Here is a 22,456-nt window from a genome sequence, read left to right on the forward strand (position 1 = left end):
GGGCTGTAATATTTCCATCATGGTCATGCCTCAAAATAGAGAAGCGGGAATCGCCGTTCCGGAACCCCGCTTTGGGGTTGAGCGTTGGCATATCACTGCGACGCGGATGGAAATCGTGACATGCTGCAACGTCCGGCAAACACTTATAGCGGCGAGAGCTGGGCCAATGCCGCAGCCGCCGGGAACCTGCCTGAGAGGCTGGTGATTGTCACCGATGCCTGGCACCCACAGGTCAACGGCGTCGTGCGCTCGATCGAGAACACCAACCGCGAACTGGCGAAGATGGGCGTCGAGGTTTCGATGGTGACGCCGGAGCGCTTCAACAGCATCCCCTGCCCGACCTATCCAGAGATCCGCCTGTCGATCGCCAATTACCGCCGCATCGCCCGCGAGATCGAAAAGCACAATCCGTCCTACGTGCATATTGCCACCGAAGGTCCGCTGGGGCTGACCGCCCGCCGCTGGTGCCTGAGAAACCGCATGCCGTTTTCGACGAGCTACCACACCCGCTTCCCGGAATACGTTTCCGCGCGCCTGCCGATACCGAAGAGCTGGCTCTACTCCTTCGTTCGCTGGTTCCACAATGGCGGCGCCGGCTGCATGGTGGCGACGCCGAGCCTTGCCCGCGAACTGTCGGAAAAGGGCATCCGCAACCTCATGCCCTGGAGCCGCGGCATTGACGCCACGCAGTTCCGTCCGATGGCGCTCGAGGAAACCCCGTTCGGCTTGGCGCGCCCGATCTTCATGACCGTCGGCCGCGTGGCGCTGGAAAAGAACCTGCCGGCTTTCCTCGATCTCGATCTGCCGGGCTCCAAGGTCGTCGTCGGCGACGGTCCTGCCCGCGCTGAGCTTGAAAAGCAATATCCCGACGTCTTCTTCGCGGGCGTGCAGTTCGGCGAGGATCTGGCGAAAACCTACGCCCAGGCCGATGTCTTCGTCTTTCCCTCGCTCACCGACACCTTCGGCAACACCATCCTCGAAGCACTGGCATCGGGCGTGCCGGTCGCAGCCTATCCGGTCACCGGCCCGCTCGACATCATCGGCGAGGATAGCGAAGTCGGGGCGCTCGACCAGAACCTGCAAGCCGCCTGCCTTGCCGCTCTTTCCGCCTCGCGCGGCAAGGCGCGTGAGCTTGCCATGCAATATTCCTGGGAAGCGGCGACGCTGCAGTTCATCAACAATATCCGCGCTGCCAACGGCGTCATCACGCCGAAATGGAAGAAGGCCTGGCAGTTTGCCAAATCACTTCCAAGAAGCAGAAAGCCCGGCGAAACCGCCGGGCCTCTCCCGTCTGCAGACTGATTGGTTTTACTTGTGAAGCGCGCTGCGAAGCGTGTCGTTCGCGACCGCAATCGCACTGCGCGCCGCAGGCGTTTCGGCAATCGCGTTCAGCAGCACAAAGTCGTGGATCGTGCCGTTATAACGCATCGACGTGACCTTGACGCCGGCCTGGCTGAGCTTGCGGGCATAGGCCTCGCCTTCGTCGCGCAACACGTCGTTTTCGTCAACGATGACCAGCGCCGGCGGCAGGCCGTTCAACTGCTCCAGCGACGCCTGCAGCGGTGAGGCCGTCGGCTCCTTGCGCTTGGTCTCGTCGGGCAGATAGGCGTTCCAGAACCACTTCATCGCTTCCTTGGTCAGCCACGGCCCATCGGCAAACTGGTTGTAGGACCCATTGTTGAAATTGGCGTCGGTGACGGGGTAGAACAGCACCTGCTGGTCGATGGCAGGACCGCCACGCTCCTTGGCAAGCAGCGTCACCACCGCCGCCATGTTGCCGCCGACGCTATCGCCTGCGACCGCGAGCCGGGAGGCATCGACCTTGAACTCCTTGGCATGTTCGGCGACATATTTGGTCGCAGCATAGGCCTGCTCGATGGCAACGGGATAGCGGGCTTCCGGAGAGCGCTCGTAGTCAACGAAGACGACGGCGGCATCGGCGCCGTTGGCGATCTCGCGCACCAGCCGATCATGTGTATCGGCATCGCCCAGCACCCAGCCGCCGCCATGGAAATAGAGAATGACCGGCATCGTGCCCTTGGCATGTTCCGGGCGGACGATGCGCAGCTTGATGTTGCCTGTCGGACCGGCCCTGATGACCCTGTCCTCTTCCTGGGCGGCAAGCTTCTTCACGTCGCCCTTCTGCGCGCCCGCCAGAACATTGCGGGCATCGGCCGGCGACAGCGTGTAGATCGGCTTGCCGCCGGCAAGCCCGTCGATGAATTTCTGCGTTGTCGGTTCGAGTACCGGATCGGCAAGCGCGCCGACGGCGGAGGCTGCGAGCAGTGCTGCTGCGGAAACTGCGGTCTTGATGGTCGACATTGTCTTGTCCTCTCGGGTTCGATGTTCGTCCTGAACACCGTTTTTATATCGCGCACAATTGTTTATTGGACAATTTAAAATTGCGCATAGCAGCCATGCATAAAAATCGCTTACGATTATTTATCGCGCGATATAACTTCCATCAGTTCTGGAGATAACCCCATGCAGGATCAGCTGAAGCTCGACAATTTCATCTGCTTCGCCGTCTATACGGCAAGCCACGCACTGAACCGCGTTTACAAGCCGCTGCTTGAGACGCTCGGTCTCACCTATCCGCAATATCTGGCGATGGTTTCGCTCTGGGAACAGGACGGCCAGACAGTCGGCGGCTTGGGTGAAAAGCTCTTCCTCGAATCGAGCACGCTGACCCCGCTGCTCAAACGCCTCGAAACCGCAGGTTATGTCAGACGCGAACGCAGCCGGGAGGACGAACGCGTCGTCGTCATCCGCTTGAGCGACGAAGGCATTCGCCTCAAGGAAAGGGCGATCGGCATCCCGGGTTGCATCGCCGCTGCCAGCGGTCGCGATGCAGTCGACCTCACCCGCCTCCAGGCCGAGATCGTGGCGCTGCGTGAGGCGCTGAATCGAAGCGTGGTTTAGCTGCTAACCGGACTGGGTATCACAGTGCTTATGGTACCCCCTCTGCCCTGCCGGGAAGAGGGGGTGTTCCCACTACGAATGGCCCCCGAACCCTACGTTCGTCTCTTCTTGCCTTCGAACGGATTATCAGGCGAGCGGAAATGGATGCGGATCGGCACGCTCGGCATGTCGAAATCCGCGCGCAATCCGTTGATCAGATAGCGCGTATAGGATTCCGGCAGCGCATCCGACCGGGTGCAGGAGATCATGAAGGCCGGCGGGCGGGCCTTCACCTGCGTCATATATTTCAGCTTGATGCGGCGGCCGGAAACGGCCGGAGGCGGATGCTGGATCTGCTGCGTCTCCAGCCAGCGGTTGAGCCGCGCCGTCGAGATGCGTTTGTTCCAGACCTTGTCGGTATCGATGATCGACTGCATCAGCTTGTCGAGCCCCCAGCCGGTCTGGCCGGAGATCGGCACGGCGCGGATGCCGCGTGCCTGCGGCAGCAGCCGGTCGGTCTTTTCGCGCAGATCCGCAAGCACCGCCTGCCGGTCCTCGATCATGTCCCACTTGTTGAAGGCGAGCACGGCGGCGCGTCCCTCGCGCAGCACCAGGTCAACGATCTGCAGGTCCTGCTTCTCGAAGGGGATCGTCGCATCGAAGACGATGACGACGGTCTCGGCGAAGCGGATGGCGCGCAATGCGTCCGCGACCGAAAGCTTCTCCAGCTTCTCGATCACCCGCGCCTTGCGGCGCATGCCGGCCGTATCGAACATTTTGATGGTGCGGCCGCGCCAGTCCCATTCGACCGAGATGGAGTCGCGGGTGATGCCCGCCTCCGGCCCGGTCAAAAGCCGGTCCTCGCCGAGGAAGCGGTTGATCAGCGTCGACTTGCCGGCATTCGGCCGACCGACGATCGCCACGCGCAACGGCTTCGTATCGTCATAGGTCGGCTCTTCGTCCTCTTCGCCCTCGTCCGATGATTGCGGAATGTCGACGTCGGTAACCGCCACATCCTCTTTCTCGGGATAGGCACGGTCCTCGCCGATCGCCGCGACGATCGCATCGCGCAGGTCGAGCATGCCCTGCCCATGTTCTGCCGAAATCGGCGTCGGCTCGCCGAGGCCGAGCGTATAAGCGTCATAGAAGCCGCTGTCGGAGCCCCGCGCTTCGGATTTGTTGGCGACGAGCACCACCGGCTTGCCGCGCCGGCGCAGCATTTCGGCAAGGTCGGTATCGACGGGCGTCAATCCGCTCTTGGCATCGACGACGAAAAGCGAAAGATCCGCCTCGTCGATCGCCGCTTCCGTCTGCGCCCGCATCCGGCCCTGCAGGCTTTCCGCGTCAGCCTCTTCCAGACCAGCCGTGTCGATGATCGTGAAAGTCAGGCCCATCAGCCGCGCATCGCCCGGCCGGCGGTCGCGGGTCACACCCGGCGTGTCATCGACAAGCGCCAGCTTCTTGCCTACCAGCCGGTTGAAAAGTGTCGACTTGCCGACATTCGGACGACCGACGATCGCGACCGTGAAACTCATATCTTGTCCTTAACGCGATCAGCCCTGAGCGGCGGGCGCCTTGCCGGATGCGGTAATCAGATCAAGCATCATATGGGCGCGATTGGCAATATTGCGCGGGCTGTCGGTATCGTCGACGATCGACTGGAACCACTGCTGCGCCTGCGCCATGTTGCCGGCTTTGTAAGCGGCAAGGCCGAGTGCCTCGCGCGCCGAATGACGGAAGGCGTTGCCCGGAACGGCCATTTCCTCGATCGCCGCCGAAACCTGTTCGTAAGCGCCGTTCTCGATGAGCAACCAGCCGGCACGCATCTTGGCGGCATCGCGCACGGCGGCTGGAACGGCATTATCCTTGCCGATCTCGTTGAAGGCGGCGATTGCCGCGGCGGCATCGCCCTTCTGCACCTGAACGGTCGCGGCCCGCATACGCGCCAGCACCGGGTAGGCGCCATGGCCGTCCTTCTCGAGCTTGTCGAGCGCGGCCAGCGCCTCGTCGTTCTTGTTTTCGTCGGCAAGCTTCATCGCCGCCAGGAACTGGTCGCCGGTGCCGGAGGAACGGTTGTCGTCCCAATAGTCGTAGAGAACCTTTCCGGCGGTGCCGACGACGATCAGGATGGCGACGACGACGATATAGCGGCCGAACCGGCGCCAGACGCCCTTCATCTGGTCAGACCGCAATTCCTCATTGACTTCACGGATGAAGCTGTCGTCGTTGAATGCCATTCTCGTCTCCGGCCGCGGAAATACCCATACACCATGCAAAACGCATATTGTCGGGCCTTCTACTCCATTTTGCCGCCGTTGTAAGGGGGATGTGAAAGATTAGAGCGCCGCACGTCCGACAGGACGCGCTAAGGACGCTCTAAGACTTTGAATCCGCGCATAATCCTTTCCAAAAATCGGAATCGATTTTTGGGGTTATGCGTAGGTCAGATGACGAGCGGCGAAACGCCGATCAACCATTCGTGCAGCTTCCAGATGATCAGCGCCCAGACGACGATGCCGATGACGATCGCATAGAGGTCGTATTTGGCCGAGACGAACGGTCGGAGCGTGATTTCGCCTGACCGCTGTCGCCGTTTCAGGGAAACGCGCAAGATGACGCCCCAGGCGAGGAAGGCGGCAAACAGCAGAACCGACGACGTCTCGCCATTGGCGAGCAGGTGCGCCAGCGCCCAGATCTTCACCGACAGCACCATCGGATGTTTGGTCTTGGCCGCGATATGCCCCGCCGGCAGCAGCGAGGCGACGAGACAGATCATCGCGATCAGCATCAGCGTGATTGCTATATGCGCCATCCAGACCGGCGGATTGTAGAGCATTCCGGTCACCTGCCGCGCCTGCCCGAAGCCGTAGATCAACAGGATCAGCGTGGCGATGCTGGCAATGGAATAGGCCGCCCGCCAGCCCTTCTCGCCGAGGCTTGCGATCATCGAACGGCGAAAGTCCGGCACCAGCACTCGCACCAGATGCACCCCGAGGAAAAGTATGATGCCGACGATAAGCAATGTCATTGCGGATCCTTCCGTGCCGTTTGTCATGGCTTACCGGCTGGCGCGAGAAAATGCCAGCGCGACCGCAGCTTCGCCGCAATTCTGTCGGAGGGAAACCGCGAACAAATTGTCGCGGTGCCCATGTCTCGTTCCCTCCTCTCCGCCTGCCTTTCTGTTTCGCTCCTCGCTCCGGCAATTGCCGAGGCGGCCGACCGGCCGAAACAGCTCGTCATCATTTCCTTCGACGGCGCCCACGACAACGCGCTCTGGCTGAAGAGCCGCGAGATGGCGGCGAAAAACGGCGCCCATTTCACCTATTTCCTTTCCTGCACTTTCCTGATGAACGAGGCGGCGAAGAAGGCCTACCAGGCGCCCCACCAGAAACGCGGAAAATCCAATGTCGGCTTCGCCCAGAGCGACGACGAGATCCGCGAACGCCTCGGCAATATCTGGCACGCCCATCTCGAAGGACACGACATATCGAGCCATGCCTGCGGCCATTTCGACGGCCGCCTCTGGAGCGAGGCCGACTGGTCGGCCGAGTACGCCACCTTCCACGCGACGCTTGAGAATGCCTGGAAGAGCGTCGGCCTGCAGGAGCCGGCCGGCTGGCAGGATCTGGTCGATCACGGCATCAAGGGCTTTCGCGCCCCCTATCTCGCCGCAACTGCGGGCGCCGACATGATCGCCGCCGAAAAGAAGGCGGGCTTCACCTATGACGCAAGCCTCGTCACCAAAGGGCCTGCCATGCCTGTCGAGGAAGACGGCATCATCCGCTTTGGCCTGCCGCTGATCCCCGAAGGCCCGAACGAGAAGCCGATCATCGGCATGGACTACAATCTCTTCGTCCGCCATTCCAAGGGTGAGGAGGATACGGCCGATTCCGCGGAATTCGAGGACCGCGCCTATGCCGCCTTCAAGGAGGCTTTCGACAAGCAATATGCAGGCGCCCGCATCCCGCTACAGCTCGGCTTCCACTTCGTCGAAATGAACGGCGGCGCCTATTGGCGGGCGCTCGACAAGCTGGTCAGCGACGTCTGCCGCCGAACGGATGTGGCCTGTGTCAGCTATTCGGAAGCGATCCCGATGATCGAAGCCCGCGGGAAATTGCAGACGTCAGGCCTCTGACGGCGTAGTACCACATCAGGATTGACGGCGACTTGCCGGTGAAGATCACCGAGACGCAGTACCGTGCCGCCCCCTCATCCGCCCTACGGGCACCTTCTCCCCAGCGGGGAGAAGGTGGAATCGAGACGTTGCGACAAGTCTCTTCTCCCCTCGGGGAGAAGGTGCCGGCAGGCGGATGAGGGGGCCGCACGCGCCGACTTTTCGATCGCTCGAAATCCCCCACTCATCAGCCGTCGGCATGCACCGCGCCCGCCTCACGCTCCAGGTAACGCTGGTCAATCTCCGGCAGCGGTTCGTCATCGATTGCCGCCTCGAAGGCCTTGAGGCGTTTGTGGATCGAGAGCAGTTCGATGATCGTTGTCCAGGAGTTGACGAGATACTGGAACGAGTTGCTGACCTGGCCGAAGGCGGTCGAGATCTGCTGGAAGATACCGTAGGTGATCGTGCCCGCCACGATCGTCGGCACCAGCATGAAGACCACGAAGAGCGCGTCGGCCTGGATATAGAAATAGCGGGCGACGTTGAAATACATGTAGTGGAAATACATGCGGTAATAATTGCGGCGGACGTTGTCGAAGAGCTCCCTGACTGTCAGCGGCTCGGCTCGGTCCGCATGGTCCTCGCCATAGACGAGCTCCTTGCGATAGGCCGCCTCGACACGCTGGTTGCGGAAATTCAGCCCCGGCAGCTTGACGCCGGCGACCGCCAGCAGAAGCGTGCCGAACGCCGACCAGAACAGCGCCAGCCAGAAGAGCGAATTCGCCACCGGCCCGATGAACGGCAGTTCCGTCACGTAATGTGATAGCGCCAGAAGGATCGGAAGGAACACCACGAGCGTCATCACCGAGTTGATGAGGCTGATGCCAAGACCTTCGAGCGTGCTCGAAAAGCGCATCGTATCTTCCTGAACGCGCTGCGAGGCGCCTTCGATGTGACGCAGCTTTTCCCACTTCGACATGTAGAAATTGTTCATCGCCGTGCGCCAGCGGAAGATGTAGTGGCTGGTGAAGAAGTCGGTCATGATCGACACGAACATGCTGAGGAATGCGATCTGGCAGAAGATCCACATCAGGTCGTAGAAATTGTCGACGGTGATACCAGGTTTCTTCGCCATCGCATTCACTAGAAGATCGCCGAACGGCCGGCGCCAATTGTTGATCACAACACTGATCTGGACGCCGAAATAGGTCACGAAGATAATCAGGGCCGAACCCCAGATCGACCACCGTTTCCAGGGGTGGTTCCGCGCTATCAGATGCCACGCGGCGCAAAAGATCGCCGCCGACAGCAGGAAATAGCTGTAGAACCAGAGATTTTCGGGGAGCAGGAAGAACGAGAGATCAATCGGCTGCTGTTCTTCGGGAACCGACGCGTAGCCGAGAGATGCTCCGAGACTGGCGGCGAAGAGATACCAGCCTGCAATGGAAATCAGCGTCCAGACAACGAGCGAAGTGAAGAACGCCTTTGGCTGCGGAAAGAAGGAATGAAACACGGGGAGCTTTGCTTTCCTGAACTGTGAGTCTCGGGAGTGTCGTCAACACTGATTGTGCCGGAAACTAAGGCAGTTCGAAGGAAGGAGCAACGGGTTCAGCCCATTGTTACGCAGTTGTAACCGGTTAGGCGATTTTCTTGATCACCGGCATCATCAGCGCCGCGCAGGCGACGAGTGCCACGGCGGCGATCACCGTCGGGACGGTGAAGTTGCCGCTGCGCTCGGCGATCCAGCCGGCAACGACAGGCCCGACGATCTGGCCGACACCGAAGGCAGCCGTCATCATCGCCAGGATCCGCCGCGGGCTCTCAGGCGAAAGCTTGCGGCCGATCTGCAGCCCGTAGGCGGTGATTGCCAGGAAGGTCGCCCCGAACAGCGCGCCGCCGATCAGCGGTGCAACGGAAGGCGGCAGCGCCACGGTCGCAAGCACGCCGGCGGCCTCGACCAGAAGGGCTGCGACATACACGCCGCCCAGCCCGAGCGGCTTGACCAGCGGCTTCCAGGCAAACAGCGCCACCGCAGCCGTCAGGCCGGCGATGAACCAGCAGAGGAATTCGACGAAGGGCCCGGTTGCAGAAAGGCGCGCGATGGTGACGAGGAAGGTCGCGGTGATGACATAGCCGAAGCCGAACAGGCCGTAGGACAAAGTCAGCAACACCATCGGCCGGTTCCAGATGAGCGCCGGCTCCTTGCCCGACTGCGCCGATTGCGCCGGCGCCGACGGCAGCAGCAGGAAAACGACGACGAGGCTTGCCGCGCAATAAAGCGCCCCGCCGATCCAGTCGGCGCGCCAGCCGCCCGGCCCGTCGTGAAAGCCGAGGCCGATCAGAAACACCATGACCGAGGACAGGGCGATGCCCGCCCCCGGCCCGCCGAAATGCGCCGCCTGCACATGATCGTTGCCGGCGGCAGCCCCGTGGCTGAGCACGATCGACGAGGTGAAGACCATCGCCAAGGCGCTGGCGACACCAGCCAGGAAGCGAATGATGGCAAAGACGGCGACAGAATCGGTAGTAGCCATGGCGGCAAGCAGGATCGCAGTTGCCAGCAGCGACAACAGTGCCACCAGCCGCTCCCGCCCCGCCGCCCAGCCATAGGCGGCAAGCACGGCGCCGACGAGATAACCGACGAAATTGGCCGACGCGATGAAGCCTGCATCCGCTGCCGAAAGTGGCACGCCGCTCATCATCCCGGGCAGGATCGGCGTGTAGGAGAAGCGCCCGAAGCCCATAGCGGCGGCCATGGCAACGGCGCCGGCAGCGGCGGTGGAGACAAGATTCGGCGGGGAGTGACCGGTGCGCACGAGCATGCAGCGCTTATCGCGCCGCAGCACCGGCATCACAATCAAGTAATTCTGATCGATCGATCAATTTCCCGAAACTTCAAAAATTCTCGACTGCACTTGAAAGGGCATATCTTACGATATATGTTTTACGACATAGCCAACGATACATCTAACGATGAAAAGAAAAATCATGAGAGGTTTTAAAGGCGGCATGTTCGGCGGAGATTTCCGCATGGGCCGCAAATTCGCAGCAGGCGATCTCCAGCTCGTCATCCTGGCTTTACTCGATGAGCAGCCGCGCCACGGTTATGAATTGATAAAGCTGCTGGAGGAGCGTTCCGGCGGCTTCTATGTACCGAGCCCCGGCGTCATCTATCCCGCACTCACCTATCTCGAGGAAACCGGCCTTGCCGAGGTGGAGGCCGAGGGCGCCAAGAAGCTCTACCGCATCACCGAGGCCGGCCGCGGCCGCGTCGAAGAAAACCGCCCCATGATCCTACAAACGTTCGCCAAGCTGGAACGCATCGGCGAGAAGATGGCCCATGTGAAGCGTGTCTTCGAAACCGACCGTCACGGCGCCGACGAAGGCGATGACGGCGACTTCATGCAGGACGGCGGCGATATCCGCGCCGCCCGCATGCTGCTGCGCTCGGCGCTCAGGATGCGCTATCCCTGGTCGAAACCCGAAGCCGCCCGCATCGCCAGCATCCTCGAACGCGCCGCCACCGAAATCCTGCAAGGCGGCAGGCCGGGAACACGGGGCTGAAGATGAAGGCCGCGCAGCGGGTGCTTCAGCGTCCGATGGATGTCAGGAGCAGCGCGGCGGTGCGTCCTTCGAGGCTCCGCCCTATGGGCTGGGCGCCTCAGCAACCGTGTTGTTGGGGCTGGTTCCATGGGGTTCGTCTTTTAAGAATAGTGTTGATCATGATGATGAGCTTTCGCATAGCGGCGACGATGGCGACCTTGGGCGGTTTGCCCGCGTCGCGCATAGAGGGCGCATCTGACGGTGGCGCGGCCGCCGGCGATATGGCGTTGTCCACGCCATGTGCCGCAGTGAGTGCGGCACAGCCTGGCGCATCGTTGTCGAAGCGGACAACGGCGCGTTTGCCCTCGACGGCCACGTCGAGATGGGCCTTCGAGACATCGATACCGACCATGAAAGATTGCTGGATATGCATGACTGCTCCTCCTTGCAACGCGGGCTCGAAGCCCAACCAACCGTTCGAGCGAAGACATGGCGACGGAGATGCTTGCTGAGGCACGAGTTCAAGACCCAAGGATGACACGCATCTCCGCCGCGCAGCCCCTTTATACAGCAACGGCAACGTACAAGGATGAGGGACGTTGGAGAATGCCGTGCTCCCAATAGAGATGTTGGAGGATGCCGCGCCGACATCCAAGAGAGCCTCATCCTGAGGTGCCCCGCAGGGGCCTCGAAGGACGAGGCGGGCGCGCCGGCTCAGCCGAGAAAGCCTTACCCCCGCTCATCCGGCAAGGTCAAAATCACCGGCCCGTTACGCGTCGCGACCACCGTGTGTTCATATTGCACGGTCGGCGCCTTCGGATCGGCATAGAGCGTCCAGGCATCGTCGCCGCCTTCGGCCCATGTCGCGCCGAGCGAGAGAAACGGCTCGACCGTGAAGACGAGACCTTCCGTCATCATCCGTTTTTCCGAAGGGTCCGGCCAGGTCGAGAGCTCGGCCGGCTCCTCATGCAGCGAGCGGCCGACGCCATGGCTCGCCAGATTGGCGACCAGCGTATAGCGGTTCTTCTGCGCAAAGGCGCCGACGGCTGTGCCGATCTTTGCCAGCGGCTCGCCCGATTTGACCTGGTTGAGCCCGATCCAAAGCGCCCGCTTGCCGTCGCGGCAGAGCCGCTCGATCTTCGGCTTGACCGGCGGCATCGTGAAGGAGGCGCCGGTATCGGCGAAGAAGCCGTCCTTTTCCGCCGAGACGTCGATATTGATGAGATCGCCGGCGCGGATGACGCGCGGGCCGGGAATGCCGTGGGCGATTTCCTCGTTGATACTGATGCAGGTGGCACCGGGAAACTGGTAGCAGAATTCTGGCGCCGAACGCGCGCCCGAATCCTCGAGCACCTTGCGGCCAATCTGGTCGAGCTCCAGCGTCGTCATGCCAGGCTCCATCGCCGCCGCCATCACCTGAATGGCGTTGGCGCAGATGCGGCCGATTTCCTTGAGCTTGGTCAGTTCGTCGTCGTTTGCGATAACCATTCGTCTGTTCCGGCCTTGCGCAGGGCGGCAGCGGCCGCCCTGGAGCATGATGCCGAAAAGTGTGAGCGGTTTTCGGACGACATCATGCTCTAACTATTCAATTTAGACCAGGATTCAAATTTTAGGCCGACCCGGTCTAAAATCATCCTGTTCTAGAGCGCCGCGCCTCCAACAGGAAGCCCTAGGGACGCTCTGTCACTTCGAATCTGCGCATACTCAGTTCAGAACATCGATTCCGATTTTCGGCGTTATGCGCTCGTCAAGCCGTGGCTTTCGCCTCTTCGCTGCTATCAGTCAACGCCTTTCTGACGATCGGCGCGACTTTCGTGCCGTAAAGTTCGATGCCGCGCATGATCTCGGCATGCGGCATCAGGCCGATGGCCATCTGCAGCAGGAAGCGGTCGTTCTTGAAGAGAGCATGATGGGCGATGATCTTTTCGGCGACCGCCTCGGGATCACCGACGAAGAGCGCGCCGTTCGGTCCGCGCGACATGTCGAAATGCGCCCGGTTCGTCGGTCCCCAGCCGCGCTCACGGCCGATGCGGTTCATCACCTCGGCTTGAGGCCCGTAGAACTGGTTGGCCGCCGCCTCCGTTGTATCGGCGATGAAGCCATGGACGTTGATGCTGGTCTTCAGCTTCGCCTGATCCTGCCCTGCCCGGCGCGCCGCCTCGCGGTAGAGATCGAAGAGCGGCGCAAAACGGCGCGGCTCGCCGCCGATGATCGCCAGCGCCACCGGCAGGCCCAGCGCGCCGGCGCGCGCCACCGACTGCGGCGTGCCGCCGACCGCGACCCAGAGCGGCAGCGGATCCTGCAGCGGCCTGGGATAGACGCCGCGCCCGTTGATCGGCGCGCGAAGCTCACCCTTCCACTCCACAACCTCGCTGTCACGCAGCGCCAGCAGCAGATCGAGCTTCTCCTCGAAAAGCTGGTCGTAATCTTCAAGATTGTAGCCGAACAGCGGGAAGGACTCGATGAAGGAACCACGCCCCGCCATGATTTCGGCCCGGCCGTTGGAGATCAGATCGAGCGTCGAAAACTGCTGGAAAACGCGCACCGGATCATCGGAGGAGAGCACGGTGACCGCACTGGTCAGCCGGATATTCCTGGTCTTGACGGCAGCCGCCGCCAGCACGACCGCCGGAGCAGACGCTGCATAGTCCGGCCGATGATGCTCGCCGAGCCCGAAGACGTCGAGCCCCACCTGGTCGGCAAGCTCGATTTCCTCGATAAGATGCTTCAGCCGCTCCGCCCCTTCCGCGCCCTTGCTGCGGGAGGGGTTGGGATTGACGTCGGCGAATGTGTAAAGCCCCAGTTCCATCATCGGCATCCTGTTGAATTCTCGGCTGAGATAAGGATGCCGGGGATAGAGCGCAAATACAAATTCTGGAACGGAATGTTCGAGAATTTCGATGGGCGGCATGATGTCTTTGGGAATCTGGAAGATCGATCGGCGACCAATTCGAATCTGAATTCAACGACTTCGAAGCGCCGGCGGAATCATCTTTCGAACGGTCTTAGACGATGCTTCAACTGCCAGGACAACGCGGTCTCGCCGCGCCGCCTCGCCCCCGCTCACATCTTCGCCAGCAACTCCGCCAGCTGGTCCGCTGCCTTGCCCCATCCTTCGTGGAAGCCCATCTTCTCGTGCGCCTCCTTGTCCTCGGCGCGCCAGTGCAGCGCCTTGGCCGTATATTTCGTCCGGCCGTTGCCGAGATCTTCGAGCAGGATGACGCCCGTGAAGAAAGGTTTCTCGGAAGGCACCCAGGCGCTTGTATAGGCATCGGTGAAGACGATCTTTTCGTTCTCGACGATCTCGAGATAGACGCCGTGGTTCGGGTATTGATTGCCCTCGGGGTCATGCATGACGACGACACTGGAACCGCCGGGGCAGACGTCGAGCGTTGCTTCCGCCACCCCCCAGGGACGCGGCACGAACCACTGCTTCAGCAGGTCGGGATCGGTCCATGCTTTGTAGATCTTCTCGCGCGGCGCGTCGAATTCGCGAACGAGGACGAGTTCATGCTGCGTGCTGGCGGTCATGTCGACATCTCTCCATGTGAATGAAACCTGTTTCCTGTCAGGTTGTTACAAGGACGTGTCGAAGTTCGCCGTTCCGACAGCCCGCCGGCTTTTTCGCATTTTATTTTGCGATCGGCTGCGGGGTCTCTTCCTGCATCTTGTCGATCTGCCGGCGGATATGGGCGGCCTCAGCCGCCGAATGCGCCAGTGCAATGGCGCGGTCGAAGGCTTCTCGGGCTTGGCTGGTCAGACCAAGCTGCTTCAGCAGCCCGCCCCGCAGGCCATGATAGTAAAAGTAGCCGCCGAGTTTTTCGCCAAGCGGATCGATGAGGTCGAGCGCATCCTGCGCACCCTGGAGCTTGGAGACTACCACCGCCCGGTTGAGCGTTATCACCGGCGATGGCTGGAGACGCTCCAGCGCGCGATAGAGCAGATCGATCTCCACCCAGTCGGTATCCTCGGCGCGTTTTGCGCGGGAATGAACAGCGGCGATGGCTGCCTGAATCTGATAAGGAGCGGGCTTGCGGTGGCGCAGCGCCTTGTCGAGCAGCGCCAAAGCCTCGTTGATGAACGGCCGGTTCCAGAGCGACCGGTCCTGATCTTCGAGCAGCACGATCTCGTCTCCGGCATCGAAGCGCGCCGGCCGGCGCGAGATCTGCAGGAGCATGAGCGCAAGCAGCCCCATCAGCTCCGGTTCGGATGGGAAGATATGCAGCATCAAGCGCGCCAGCCGGATCGCTTCGTCGCTGAAGGCAGCCGCCTCATGCCTGGGATCGGCCTGGCTGTAGCCCTCATTGAAGATCAGGTAGATCATGGTGTTGACGATCGAGAGCCGTTCGGCTCTTTCCTGCGGACTCGGCGTTTCGAAAGGCACCCCAGCCTTGGCGACGCGCGCCTTGGCCCGGGTGATGCGCTGTTCCATGGCGCTTTCGGAAACCAGGAAGGCACGCGCGATCTGCGGCACCGAAAGGCCGGAGACGATGCGCAGCGCCAGCGCGATCTGCTGGGTTGCCGGCAGATCGGGATGGCAGCAGATGAACAGCAGCCGCAGAATATCGTCGCGATAATTGGAATCGTCCAGCCGCTCGGCGATATCGCTTTCGGCATCCTCGGTATCGGAAATGACGTCCTCATCCGGCAGAGCCTGGATCTTCGCCCGCTTGCGCACCGCATCAATGCCGCTGTTGCGGCCGACGAAGATGAGCCAGGCTGTGGGATCGCGTGGTGGCCCTTTCTCCGGCCATGTCCGGATCGCCCTCAGACACGCTTCCTGAAACGCCTCTTCCGCGGTATCGAGATTGCGGAAATAGCGCAGCAGCGCGCCGAGCGCCTTCGGGCGGGCCGATGCAAGCGCGAGGTCGATCCAGGCAATGTCTGTCATGATGAAGCATCTCCCGGCCTGAAGACGTAGAAAGGCCGAATTTCGTAAGAGGTGGAACCTGGATTGACGGATGAAAGCTGCTTCGAGAAGGCGATCGCCTCGTCGAGCGTTTCAAAGTCGACGACATAGAAGCCGAGAAGCGCCTCTTTCGTTTCCGCAAAAGGCCCATCGATGACCAAGGGCTCATCCTTGCCCTTGCGCACCGTGGTCGCAGCCGTGGTCGGCATCAGCCGGCCGACAGGGCCGAGTTTGCCGGATGCGGCAAGCGGCTCCTGCACGGCGTAGAGTTTCTCCATGACGGCAGCTTCTTCCTCCTTGGTCCAGGCGAAGACGGTTTCCTCATGGGCGTAACAAAGGATTGCATAAAGCATCGCTCACTCCTCTTTTTGAATGACGAAGGAGTAACCGCTTACCCGACAGGCCGCATCAAAAAATTATTGATGAGAAATTCGTGATCTTCTTGAGCACGGCAACGCTGTGGCTGCAGAAATAGCCGAGTATCTCGCAGAAACGAGCGGAGTTATATCGCGGCTCCATCCGTCCCCTTACCCCTCGCTCAGCGTCCGCTTGACCGCATTCTTCCAACCCTTGAGCTTTGCCGCCCGCACCTTCTCGTCCATCTCGGGCTCAAACCGCCGATCGCGTTTCCACGTCGCCGAAAAACCGTCCCGGTCCGGCCACACCCCTGCCCGGCTGCCGGCGAGCCAGGCGGCTCCCAGCGCCGTCGTCTCGAGAATGACCGGGCGATCGACCGGGGCATCAAGCAGATCGGCGAGACGCTGCATCGTCCAATTAGAGGCGACCATGCCGCCGTCGACACGCAGCACCGTGTCGTCGGCGCCGTTCTTCCAGTCCTTCTGCATGGCATCGAGCAGGTCGCGGGTCTGGTAGCAGACGGCCTCCAGCGCCGCCCGGGAGAGTTCGGCGGGACCGCTGTTACGCGTCAACCCGAAGATCGCGCCGCGCGCCTTGGCATCCCAGTGCGGCGCGCCGAGGCCGGTGAAGGCGGGCACGAGATAGACCTCCTGGGTCGGATCGGCGCTTTCGGCAAGGGCGTTGGTCTCCGCCGCGCTGCCGATGATCCCGAGCCCGTCCCGCAGCCATTGCACCGCGGCGCCGGCGATGAAGATCGAACCTTCCAGCGCATAGGTCGTCTCGCCGTTCAGTCGGTAGGCGATGGTGGTCAACAGCCGGTTTTTGGACCGCACCATATCGGCGCCGGTATTGAGCAGCGCGAAACAGCCGGTGCCGTAGGTTGATTTCATCATGCCCGGCGCAAAACACGCCTGACCAATGGTCGCTGCCTGCTGGTCGCCGGCAACGCCGAGGATGGGGATGGCAGCACCGAAGATATCTGAATCGACAGTGCCGAATTCGGCGGCGCAATCCTTGACCTCGGGCAGCATGGCTGCGGGCACGCGGAGAATATCGAGCAGGTCTTCGTCCCAGGCATTCTCGGCGATGTTGTACATCAGAGTGCGCGAGGCGTTGGTGGCGTCGGTGACAAAGCTTTTGCCACCCGTCAGCCGCCAGATCAGGAACGTATCGATCGTGCCGAAGCAGAGATCGCCCCTGGCGGCGCGCGCCCGCGCGCCCTTCACGTTAGCCAGCATCCAGGAGAGCTTGGTGCCGGAAAAATAAGGATCGAGGATGAGGCCGGTCTTCTTCGTGAACAGCCGCTCAAGATCCTGCCTTTTCAGATTGTCGCAATAGCTTGCCGTGCGCCGGTCCTGCCAGACGATGGCATTCTGGATCGGACGGCCCGTCTCGCGCTCCCAGACGACAACGGTCTCACGCTGGTTGGTGATGCCGAGTGCTGCAAGATCCCTAGCCTCGATCCCGGCATCGCGCAGCGCCATGTGGACGGTGGAGACGACCGAACCCCAGATTTCCTCGGGATCGTGCTCGACCCAGCCGGAGCGCGGATAGATCTGGGTAAATTCTTTCTGGCCCTTGCCGGCGACATGCATGTCGCCATCGAAGACGATCGCCCGCGTCGACGTCGTTCCCTGATCGATCGCCAGAACATATCCGCTCATGAAAACCTCCCTCAGCATGTCAATTGTCGAAGCAAATCAATAGGACACGGATGCGGGCGAGAAAAGCGAATAAAGCGGAATTGCCAGCCCGCCGGCTTTGGGCATAACTTCGCAGCCAACGCTGCAACGCAGCATCGCGATTTCAGGGAGAACAGCATGAGCAGAACAGTCGTCGTCACCGGTTCCACCAGCGGCATCGGCCTTGCGATCGCCACTGCCTTCGCCGAAACGGGCGACAACATCGTCATCAACGGTTTCGGAAAGGCCGATGAAATCAAGGTGATCGTCGAACGGCTTGAATCATTGTCCAAAGGCCGGGCGCTCTATCATCCGGCCGACATGACCAAGCCCGCCGAGATCGCCGACCTGATCGAAACCGCAGCCAAGACCTTCGGCGGCGTCGATGTCCTGGTCAACAATGCCGGCATCCAGCACGTCGAGAAGATCGAGGATTTCCCGATCGAGAAATGGGACCAGATCATCGCGATCAATCTGTCGAGTTCCTTTCATACCATGCGCGCCGCGATCCCGCTGATGAAGGCGAAAAAGTACGGCCGCATCATCAACATCGCCTCCGCCCACGGGCTCGTCGCCTCCCCGTTCAAATCCGCCTATGTCGCGGCAAAACATGGTATATTAGGCCTGACGAAGACGGCAGGGCTGGAGCTTGCCGAATTCGGCGTGACCGTGAACGCCATCTGCCCCGGCTACGTGCTGACACCGCTCGTCGAGAAGCAGATACCGGATACCGCCAAGGCCCGCGGCATGACCGAGGAACAGGTAAAGAGCGAGGTCATCCTCAAGGCGCAGCCGACGCATGAATTCGTCAAGGCCGAGGAAATCGGCGCGCTATCGCTCTACCTTGCCAGCGATGCGGCCCGGCAGGTGACCGGAACGCATATCTCGATTGACGGTGGCTGGACGGCGGCTTAACCATTTGGAAAAACAACCGGGAATATCATGAACGACAGCATCCGCTTCATCCTGAATGGCGAGGACATCACGCTCACTGATGTCAGGCCAACCGAGACGCTTCTCGATTTTCTGCGGTTGAAGCGACGCCTGACGGGCACCAAGGAGGGATGCGCGGAGGGCGATTGCGGCGCCTGCACCGTGCTCGTCGGCCGGCTGGCGGACGGCAAGCTCGCCTATGAATCCGTCAATGCCTGCATCCGTTTCATGGGCTCGCTGCACGCCACCCATGTGGTAACGGTCGAGCATCTGGCCGGCAGGGACGGCGCGCTGCATCCGGTGCAGCAGGCATTGGTCGATTGTCATGGCTCGCAATGCGGCTTCTGTACCCCGGGCTTCGTCATGTCACTTTATGGTCTCTGGCTCGCCAAGGAAAAGCCGAGCCGCCAGGAAATCGAAAAGGCGCTGCAAGGCAATCTCTGTCGCTGCACGGGCTATGAGCCGATCGTCAAGGCCGCCGAGCAGGTGAGCCTGATGCGGCCGAGCACGCTCTTCGACCCGCTGGAACGGACGCGCTCTGAAATCGTTGCGCGGCTTTGGGCAATGCAGGCGAGCGGCACGATCAGGATTGCCAATGGCGAAGACCGGCTGATCGTGCCGGCTTCGATGCAGGCACTGGCCGAAGTCCTCTCGCAGGAACCCGACGCAATTATCGTCGCCGGCGCGACCGATGTCGGCCTCTGGGTGACGAAGCAGCTGCGCAGGCTAAGCCCGGTCGTCTTCATCAGCCACCTCAGCGAATTGCAGTCGGTCACGGAAGGCGAGGACGGCGTTACCATCGGCGCCGGCGTCAGCTACACCAAGGCCTTCGAGGCGATCTCCACGAAAATCCCGGCGATCGGGCGGCTGATCGATCGCATCGGTGGCGAGCAGGTGCGCAACATGGGCACGATTGGCGGCAACATCGCCAACGGCTCGCCGATCGGCGACAGCCCGCCACCGCTGATCGCGCTCGGCGCGACACTGACGATGCGGTCCCTGCAAGGCCAGCGCAGAATGCCGCTCGAGGATTTCTTCATCGCCTATGGCAAGCAGGACCGAAAGCCCGGCGAATTCGTCGAGAGCGTCTTCCTTCCCTATCCGGCAGCAATGAGCCGCTTTGCCGCCTACAAGATCACTAAGCGCCGCGACGAGGACATCACTGCCGTGCTCGGCGCCTTCCTCCTGACGCTCGACGAGGCCGAAATCGTTACCGACATCCGCATCGCCTTCGGCGGCATGGCGGCAACGCCGAAACGCGCCCGCACGGTGGAGGCGGCGCTGATCGGCAAACCATGGACGGAAGCGACGATCGACGCAGCCCGCCCCGCATTCGACGCCGACTACCAGCCGCTGACCGACTGGCGCGCCACGGCGGAATACCGCCAGCTGACGGCGAAGAACCTTTTGACGCGGTTCTATCTGGAAACGGTTGGAGCGCCGGCGGAGCTGAAGCGGTTTGAGGAGGTGGCGTGATGAAGATGATACCTGTCAGCGCAAAGCACCCCCCTCATCCGGCTGCCGCCACCTTCTCCCCGCTGGGGAGAAGGGACTGCCGCGCCGTCTCTTTTCCCCCTTCTCCCCTCGGGGAGAAGGTGCCCGAAGGGCGGATGAGGGGGCCGCACGGCACCACACGTTCTCGCGAAGGAGGTATCTAATGGACAAATCCACCTTCGAAGACCGCAAGGCCATCATCGCAGGCCCGATGCACGGCTCGCTGCGGCATGATTCAGCGCATAAGCATGTCACCGGAACCGCCGATTATATCGACGATATTCCCGAACCCGCAGGTCTGCTGCATGGCGCCCTCGGCCTCTCCGACCGGGCGCATGCCGAAATCCTCAGCATCGACCTTTCCGCGGTCGCCGCCTATCCCGGCGTCGTCTGGGTCTTCACCGGCAAGGACGTGCCCGGCGTCAACGACGTCAGCTCAAACGGCAGCCATGACGAGCCGCTGCTGGCTGAAACCTTGGTTCAGTTCCACGGCCAGCCGATCTTTGCCGTCATCGCCGAGACGCGTGATGCCGCCCGCTGCGCCGCGCTACTGGCAAAGATCGACTATCGGGACCTGCCGCATTGGAGCGATATCGACGGCGCCCTCGCCAATGGCAGCCCGCTCGTCATCACCCCGATGACGCTGCGGCGCGGCGAGCCGGACACGGAAATGACCAATGCTGCCATGCGTCTTAAAGGTCAGATGCGCATCGGCGGGCAGGAGCATTTCTACCTCGAAGGCCATATCGCCACGGCGATCCCCGGCGAGGATGACGAGGTCACCGTCTGGTCCTCGACGCAGCATCCGAGCGAGATCCAGCACATTGTCGGCCATGTGCTCGATATTCCTTCGAACGCGGTGACCGTCAATGTGCGCCGTATGGGCGGCGGCTTCGGCGGCAAGGAGACGCAGGGCAATCAGTTCGCAGCCCTTGCCGCCATCGCCGCCAAGAAGCTCGGCCGGGCAATCAAATTCCGCCCTGATCGCGACGAGGATATGAGCGCCACCGGCAAGCGCCACGATTTCCTCGTCGATTACGAACTCGGCTTCGACGCCGAAGGCCGCATCCATGCGGTCGACGCCACCTATGCGGCGCGCTGCGGTTTCTCCTCCGACCTCTCTGGGCCGGTGACCGATCGTGCCCTCTTCCATGCCGATTCCAGCTATTTCTATCCGCATGTGCATCTGACCTCGAAGCCGCTAAAGACGCACACCGTCTCCAACACCGCCTTCCGCGGTTTCGGCGGGCCGCAGGGCATGCTCGGCGCCGAACGCTTCATCGAGGAGATCGCCTATGCCGTCGGCAAAGACCCGCTCGATGTCCGCAAACTGAATTTCTACGGCCAGCCGGGTTCGGAGCGCACACTCACCCCCTACCATCAGGAGGTTGAGGACAACATCATCGCCCGCATCGTCGAGGAGCTGGAGGAAACGGCCGAATACCGGGCACGGCGCAACGCCATCATCGCCTTCAACCGCGACAGCCGCTATATCAGAAAGGGCATCGCGCTGACGCCGGTGAAATTCGGCATCTCCTTCACCATGACCGCCTTCAACCAGGCAGGCGCCCTCGTGCACATCTATCAGGACGGCTCGATCCACCTGAACCATGGCGGCACTGAAATGGGCCAGGGCCTCTATACCAAAGTGGCGCAGGTGCTGGCCGACAGCTTCCAGGTCGATATCGACAGGGTAAAGATCACTGCGACGACGACGGCCAAGGTACCGAACACCTCGGCCACCGCCGCCTCCTCCGGCTCGGACTTGAATGGCATGGCCGCCTTCGACGCCGCTCGCCAGATCAAGGAACGGCTTGTCGCCTTTGCCGCCGAGAAATGGGATGTAGGAGCCACCGACGTCGTCTTCCTGCCGAACCGCGTGCGCGTTGGCGAGATCGAGATCCCCTTCCCCGACTTCATCAAGCAGGCATATTTCGCCCGCGTCCAGCTTTCCGCCGCCGGCTTCTACAAGACGCCGAAGATCCACTGGGACCGCAAAGCCGGCCGCGGCACGCCCTTTTATTATTTCGCCTACGGCGCCTCCTGCACCGAGGTGTCGATCGACACGCTGACGGGCGAATATCTGATCGACCGCACCGACATCCTCCACGATGTCGGCCGCTCGCTGAATCCGGCGATCGATATAGGCCAGGTCGAAGGCGCCTTCGTGCAGGGACTAGGCTGGCTGACGACGGAAGAACTCTGGTGGGACGACAAGGGCCGGCTGCGCACCCATGCCCCCTCGACCTACAAGATCCCGCTCGCTTCCGACCGTCCGAAGATCTTCAACGTGCGCCTCGCCGAATGGTCCGAGAACACTGAGGCCGCCATCGGCCGCTCCAAGGCCGTCGGCGAGCCACCCTTGATGCTGGCGATCTCGGTACTGGAAGCCTTGTCGATGGCGGTAGCAAGTGTGGCCAACTACAAGGTCTGCCCGAGGCTCGACGCCCCGGCGACGCCGGAACGGGTGCTGATGGCGGTCGAGCGGATGAAGCGGGTGTAGGATGCGTCCGGCTGATTTGT

Annotated in this window: 19 protein-coding genes and 1 pseudogene; 7 read left to right on the plus strand and 13 right to left on the minus strand. The window is 61.8% G+C overall.

Annotated features, from left to right (window positions below):
• Positions 1 to 120 precede the first annotated feature (120 nt).
• Positions 121 to 1,302 carry a glycosyltransferase family 1 protein gene (locus G9X67_RS08240; protein ID WP_138330337.1) on the plus strand — a complete coding sequence of 394 codons (1,182 nt, stop codon included), beginning with the start codon at positions 121 to 123 and terminating at the stop codon, positions 1,300 to 1,302.
• 6 nt (positions 1,303 to 1,308) lie between these two features.
• Here G9X67_RS08240 and G9X67_RS08245 read toward each other — a convergent pair whose 3' ends face one another.
• Positions 1,309 to 2,322 (minus strand): alpha/beta hydrolase, encoded by a 1,014-nt coding sequence (locus G9X67_RS08245; protein ID WP_138330336.1) that lies wholly within the window; start codon positions 2,320 to 2,322, stop codon positions 1,309 to 1,311.
• Positions 2,323 to 2,484: 162 nt separating this feature from the next.
• Here G9X67_RS08245 and G9X67_RS08250 point away from each other — a divergent pair, with 162 nt between their 5' ends.
• The gene (locus G9X67_RS08250; RefSeq protein WP_138330335.1) at positions 2,485 to 2,922 is read left to right on the plus strand and encodes a MarR family transcriptional regulator; all 438 of its coding nucleotides are present in this window, start codon (positions 2,485 to 2,487) and stop codon (positions 2,920 to 2,922) included.
• 92 nt (positions 2,923 to 3,014) lie between these two features.
• On the opposite strand, the gene der is transcribed toward G9X67_RS08250, so the two are convergent.
• From der to G9X67_RS08265, 3 genes are all read right to left on the minus strand, one after another.
• Positions 3,015 to 4,436 (minus strand): ribosome biogenesis GTPase Der, encoded by a 1,422-nt coding sequence (gene der, locus G9X67_RS08255; RefSeq protein ID WP_138330334.1) that lies wholly within the window; start codon positions 4,434 to 4,436, stop codon positions 3,015 to 3,017.
• Between the two features lie 18 nt (positions 4,437 to 4,454).
• Positions 4,455 to 5,138: a tetratricopeptide repeat protein gene (locus G9X67_RS08260; RefSeq protein ID WP_138330333.1), complete on the minus strand. Its 684-nt coding sequence runs from the start codon at positions 5,136 to 5,138 to the stop codon at positions 4,455 to 4,457.
• A gap of 206 nt (positions 5,139 to 5,344) precedes the next feature.
• On the minus strand, positions 5,345 to 5,929 hold the full coding sequence (locus G9X67_RS08265; RefSeq protein ID WP_138330332.1) for an NnrU family protein: 585 nt from the start codon (positions 5,927 to 5,929) through the stop codon (positions 5,345 to 5,347).
• A gap of 120 nt (positions 5,930 to 6,049) precedes the next feature.
• On the opposite strand from G9X67_RS08265, the gene G9X67_RS08270 reads away from it, so the two are divergent.
• Positions 6,050 to 7,036: a polysaccharide deacetylase gene (locus G9X67_RS08270; RefSeq protein WP_138330331.1), complete on the plus strand. Its 987-nt coding sequence runs from the start codon at positions 6,050 to 6,052 to the stop codon at positions 7,034 to 7,036.
• A gap of 226 nt (positions 7,037 to 7,262) precedes the next feature.
• On the opposite strand, the gene sbmA is transcribed toward G9X67_RS08270, so the two are convergent.
• The gene (sbmA, locus tag G9X67_RS08275; protein ID WP_138330330.1) at positions 7,263 to 8,528 is read right to left on the minus strand and encodes a peptide antibiotic transporter SbmA; all 1,266 of its coding nucleotides are present in this window, start codon (positions 8,526 to 8,528) and stop codon (positions 7,263 to 7,265) included.
• 124 nt (positions 8,529 to 8,652) lie between these two features.
• Positions 8,653 to 9,837 (minus strand): YbfB/YjiJ family MFS transporter, encoded by a 1,185-nt coding sequence (locus G9X67_RS08280; RefSeq protein ID WP_171598469.1) that lies wholly within the window; start codon positions 9,835 to 9,837, stop codon positions 8,653 to 8,655.
• Between the two features lie 166 nt (positions 9,838 to 10,003).
• Here G9X67_RS08280 and G9X67_RS08285 point away from each other — a divergent pair, with 166 nt between their 5' ends.
• Complete coding sequence (locus G9X67_RS08285; protein WP_138330329.1) at positions 10,004 to 10,579, plus strand: PadR family transcriptional regulator; 576 nt, start codon at positions 10,004 to 10,006, stop codon at positions 10,577 to 10,579.
• Between the two features lie 97 nt (positions 10,580 to 10,676).
• Here G9X67_RS08285 and G9X67_RS34915 read toward each other — a convergent pair.
• From G9X67_RS34915 to glpK, 7 genes and pseudogenes are all read right to left on the minus strand, one after another.
• Positions 10,677 to 10,863, minus strand: a pseudogene (locus tag G9X67_RS34915) (IS110 family transposase); the annotation flags it as partial.
• A gap of 424 nt (positions 10,864 to 11,287) precedes the next feature.
• The gene (gene map, locus G9X67_RS08295) at positions 11,288 to 12,046 is read right to left on the minus strand and encodes a type I methionyl aminopeptidase (protein ID WP_138330327.1); all 759 of its coding nucleotides are present in this window, start codon (positions 12,044 to 12,046) and stop codon (positions 11,288 to 11,290) included.
• A 259-nt stretch (positions 12,047 to 12,305) separates the two neighbouring features.
• Positions 12,306 to 13,367 carry an LLM class flavin-dependent oxidoreductase gene (locus G9X67_RS08300; RefSeq protein WP_138330326.1) on the minus strand — a complete coding sequence of 354 codons (1,062 nt, stop codon included), beginning with the start codon at positions 13,365 to 13,367 and terminating at the stop codon, positions 12,306 to 12,308.
• A 254-nt stretch (positions 13,368 to 13,621) separates the two neighbouring features.
• Positions 13,622 to 14,089: an SRPBCC family protein gene (locus tag G9X67_RS08305; protein ID WP_138330325.1), complete on the minus strand. Its 468-nt coding sequence runs from the start codon at positions 14,087 to 14,089 to the stop codon at positions 13,622 to 13,624.
• 100 nt (positions 14,090 to 14,189) lie between these two features.
• On the minus strand, positions 14,190 to 15,449 hold the full coding sequence (locus G9X67_RS08310; RefSeq protein WP_138330324.1) for an RNA polymerase sigma factor: 1,260 nt from the start codon (positions 15,447 to 15,449) through the stop codon (positions 14,190 to 14,192).
• Entirely contained in the window at positions 15,446 to 15,820 is a 375-nt protein-coding gene (locus G9X67_RS08315) for a YciI family protein (RefSeq protein WP_003561490.1), read from the minus strand. The genes G9X67_RS08310 and G9X67_RS08315 overlap by 4 nt, the downstream gene beginning before the upstream one ends.
• A gap of 174 nt (positions 15,821 to 15,994) precedes the next feature.
• A complete protein-coding gene (gene glpK, locus G9X67_RS08320) occupies positions 15,995 to 17,488 on the minus strand; it encodes a glycerol kinase GlpK (RefSeq protein ID WP_138330323.1) in 1,494 nt (497 codons plus the stop codon).
• Positions 17,489 to 17,644: 156 nt separating this feature from the next.
• Between glpK and G9X67_RS08325 the strand changes: the two genes are divergently transcribed.
• The 3 genes from G9X67_RS08325 (at position 17,645) to xdhB (ending at position 22,436) form a co-directional block, all read left to right on the plus strand.
• Complete coding sequence (locus G9X67_RS08325; RefSeq protein WP_138330322.1) at positions 17,645 to 18,421, plus strand: 3-hydroxybutyrate dehydrogenase; 777 nt, start codon at positions 17,645 to 17,647, stop codon at positions 18,419 to 18,421.
• A gap of 27 nt (positions 18,422 to 18,448) precedes the next feature.
• A complete protein-coding gene (gene xdhA, locus G9X67_RS08330; protein WP_138330321.1) occupies positions 18,449 to 19,915 on the plus strand; it encodes a xanthine dehydrogenase small subunit in 1,467 nt (488 codons plus the stop codon).
• Positions 19,916 to 20,096: 181 nt separating this feature from the next.
• Complete coding sequence (xdhB, locus tag G9X67_RS08335) at positions 20,097 to 22,436, plus strand: xanthine dehydrogenase molybdopterin binding subunit (RefSeq protein WP_171598470.1); 2,340 nt, start codon at positions 20,097 to 20,099, stop codon at positions 22,434 to 22,436.
• The last annotated feature ends 20 nt before the right edge of the window (positions 22,437 to 22,456 follow it).

Source organism: Rhizobium sp. WYCCWR 11152 (assembly GCF_013087615.1).
GTDB lineage: Bacteria > Pseudomonadota > Alphaproteobacteria > Rhizobiales > Rhizobiaceae > Rhizobium > Rhizobium indicum.

Coding starts and splice junctions, on each gene's coding strand:
- G9X67_RS08250 (WP_138330335.1), top strand. CDS start 2,485: ATGCAGGATCAGCTGAAGCTCGACAATTTCATCTGCTTCGCCGTCTAT.
- G9X67_RS08300 (WP_138330326.1), bottom strand. CDS start 13,367: ATGGAACTGGGGCTTTACACATTCGCCGACGTCAATCCCAACCCCTCC.
- G9X67_RS08245 (WP_138330336.1), bottom strand. CDS start 2,322: ATGTCGACCATCAAGACCGCAGTTTCCGCAGCAGCACTGCTCGCAGCC.
- map (WP_138330327.1), bottom strand. CDS start 12,046: ATGGTTATCGCAAACGACGACGAACTGACCAAGCTCAAGGAAATCGGC.
- xdhB (WP_171598470.1), top strand. CDS start 20,097: ATGGACAAATCCACCTTCGAAGACCGCAAGGCCATCATCGCAGGCCCG.
- G9X67_RS08310 (WP_138330324.1), bottom strand. CDS start 15,449: ATGACAGACATTGCCTGGATCGACCTCGCGCTTGCATCGGCCCGCCCG.
- G9X67_RS08315 (WP_003561490.1), bottom strand. CDS start 15,820: ATGCTTTATGCAATCCTTTGTTACGCCCATGAGGAAACCGTCTTCGCC.
- G9X67_RS08240 (WP_138330337.1), top strand. CDS start 121: ATGCTGCAACGTCCGGCAAACACTTATAGCGGCGAGAGCTGGGCCAAT.
- G9X67_RS08285 (WP_138330329.1), top strand. CDS start 10,004: ATGAGAGGTTTTAAAGGCGGCATGTTCGGCGGAGATTTCCGCATGGGC.
- xdhA (WP_138330321.1), top strand. CDS start 18,449: ATGAACGACAGCATCCGCTTCATCCTGAATGGCGAGGACATCACGCTC.
- G9X67_RS08260 (WP_138330333.1), bottom strand. CDS start 5,138: ATGGCATTCAACGACGACAGCTTCATCCGTGAAGTCAATGAGGAATTG.
- G9X67_RS08280 (WP_171598469.1), bottom strand. CDS start 9,837: ATGCTCGTGCGCACCGGTCACTCCCCGCCGAATCTTGTCTCCACCGCC.
- G9X67_RS08270 (WP_138330331.1), top strand. CDS start 6,050: ATGTCTCGTTCCCTCCTCTCCGCCTGCCTTTCTGTTTCGCTCCTCGCT.
- der (WP_138330334.1), bottom strand. CDS start 4,436: ATGAGTTTCACGGTCGCGATCGTCGGTCGTCCGAATGTCGGCAAGTCG.
- glpK (WP_138330323.1), bottom strand. CDS start 17,488: ATGAGCGGATATGTTCTGGCGATCGATCAGGGAACGACGTCGACGCGG.
- G9X67_RS08305 (WP_138330325.1), bottom strand. CDS start 14,089: ATGACCGCCAGCACGCAGCATGAACTCGTCCTCGTTCGCGAATTCGAC.
- G9X67_RS08325 (WP_138330322.1), top strand. CDS start 17,645: ATGAGCAGAACAGTCGTCGTCACCGGTTCCACCAGCGGCATCGGCCTT.
- G9X67_RS08265 (WP_138330332.1), bottom strand. CDS start 5,929: ATGACATTGCTTATCGTCGGCATCATACTTTTCCTCGGGGTGCATCTG.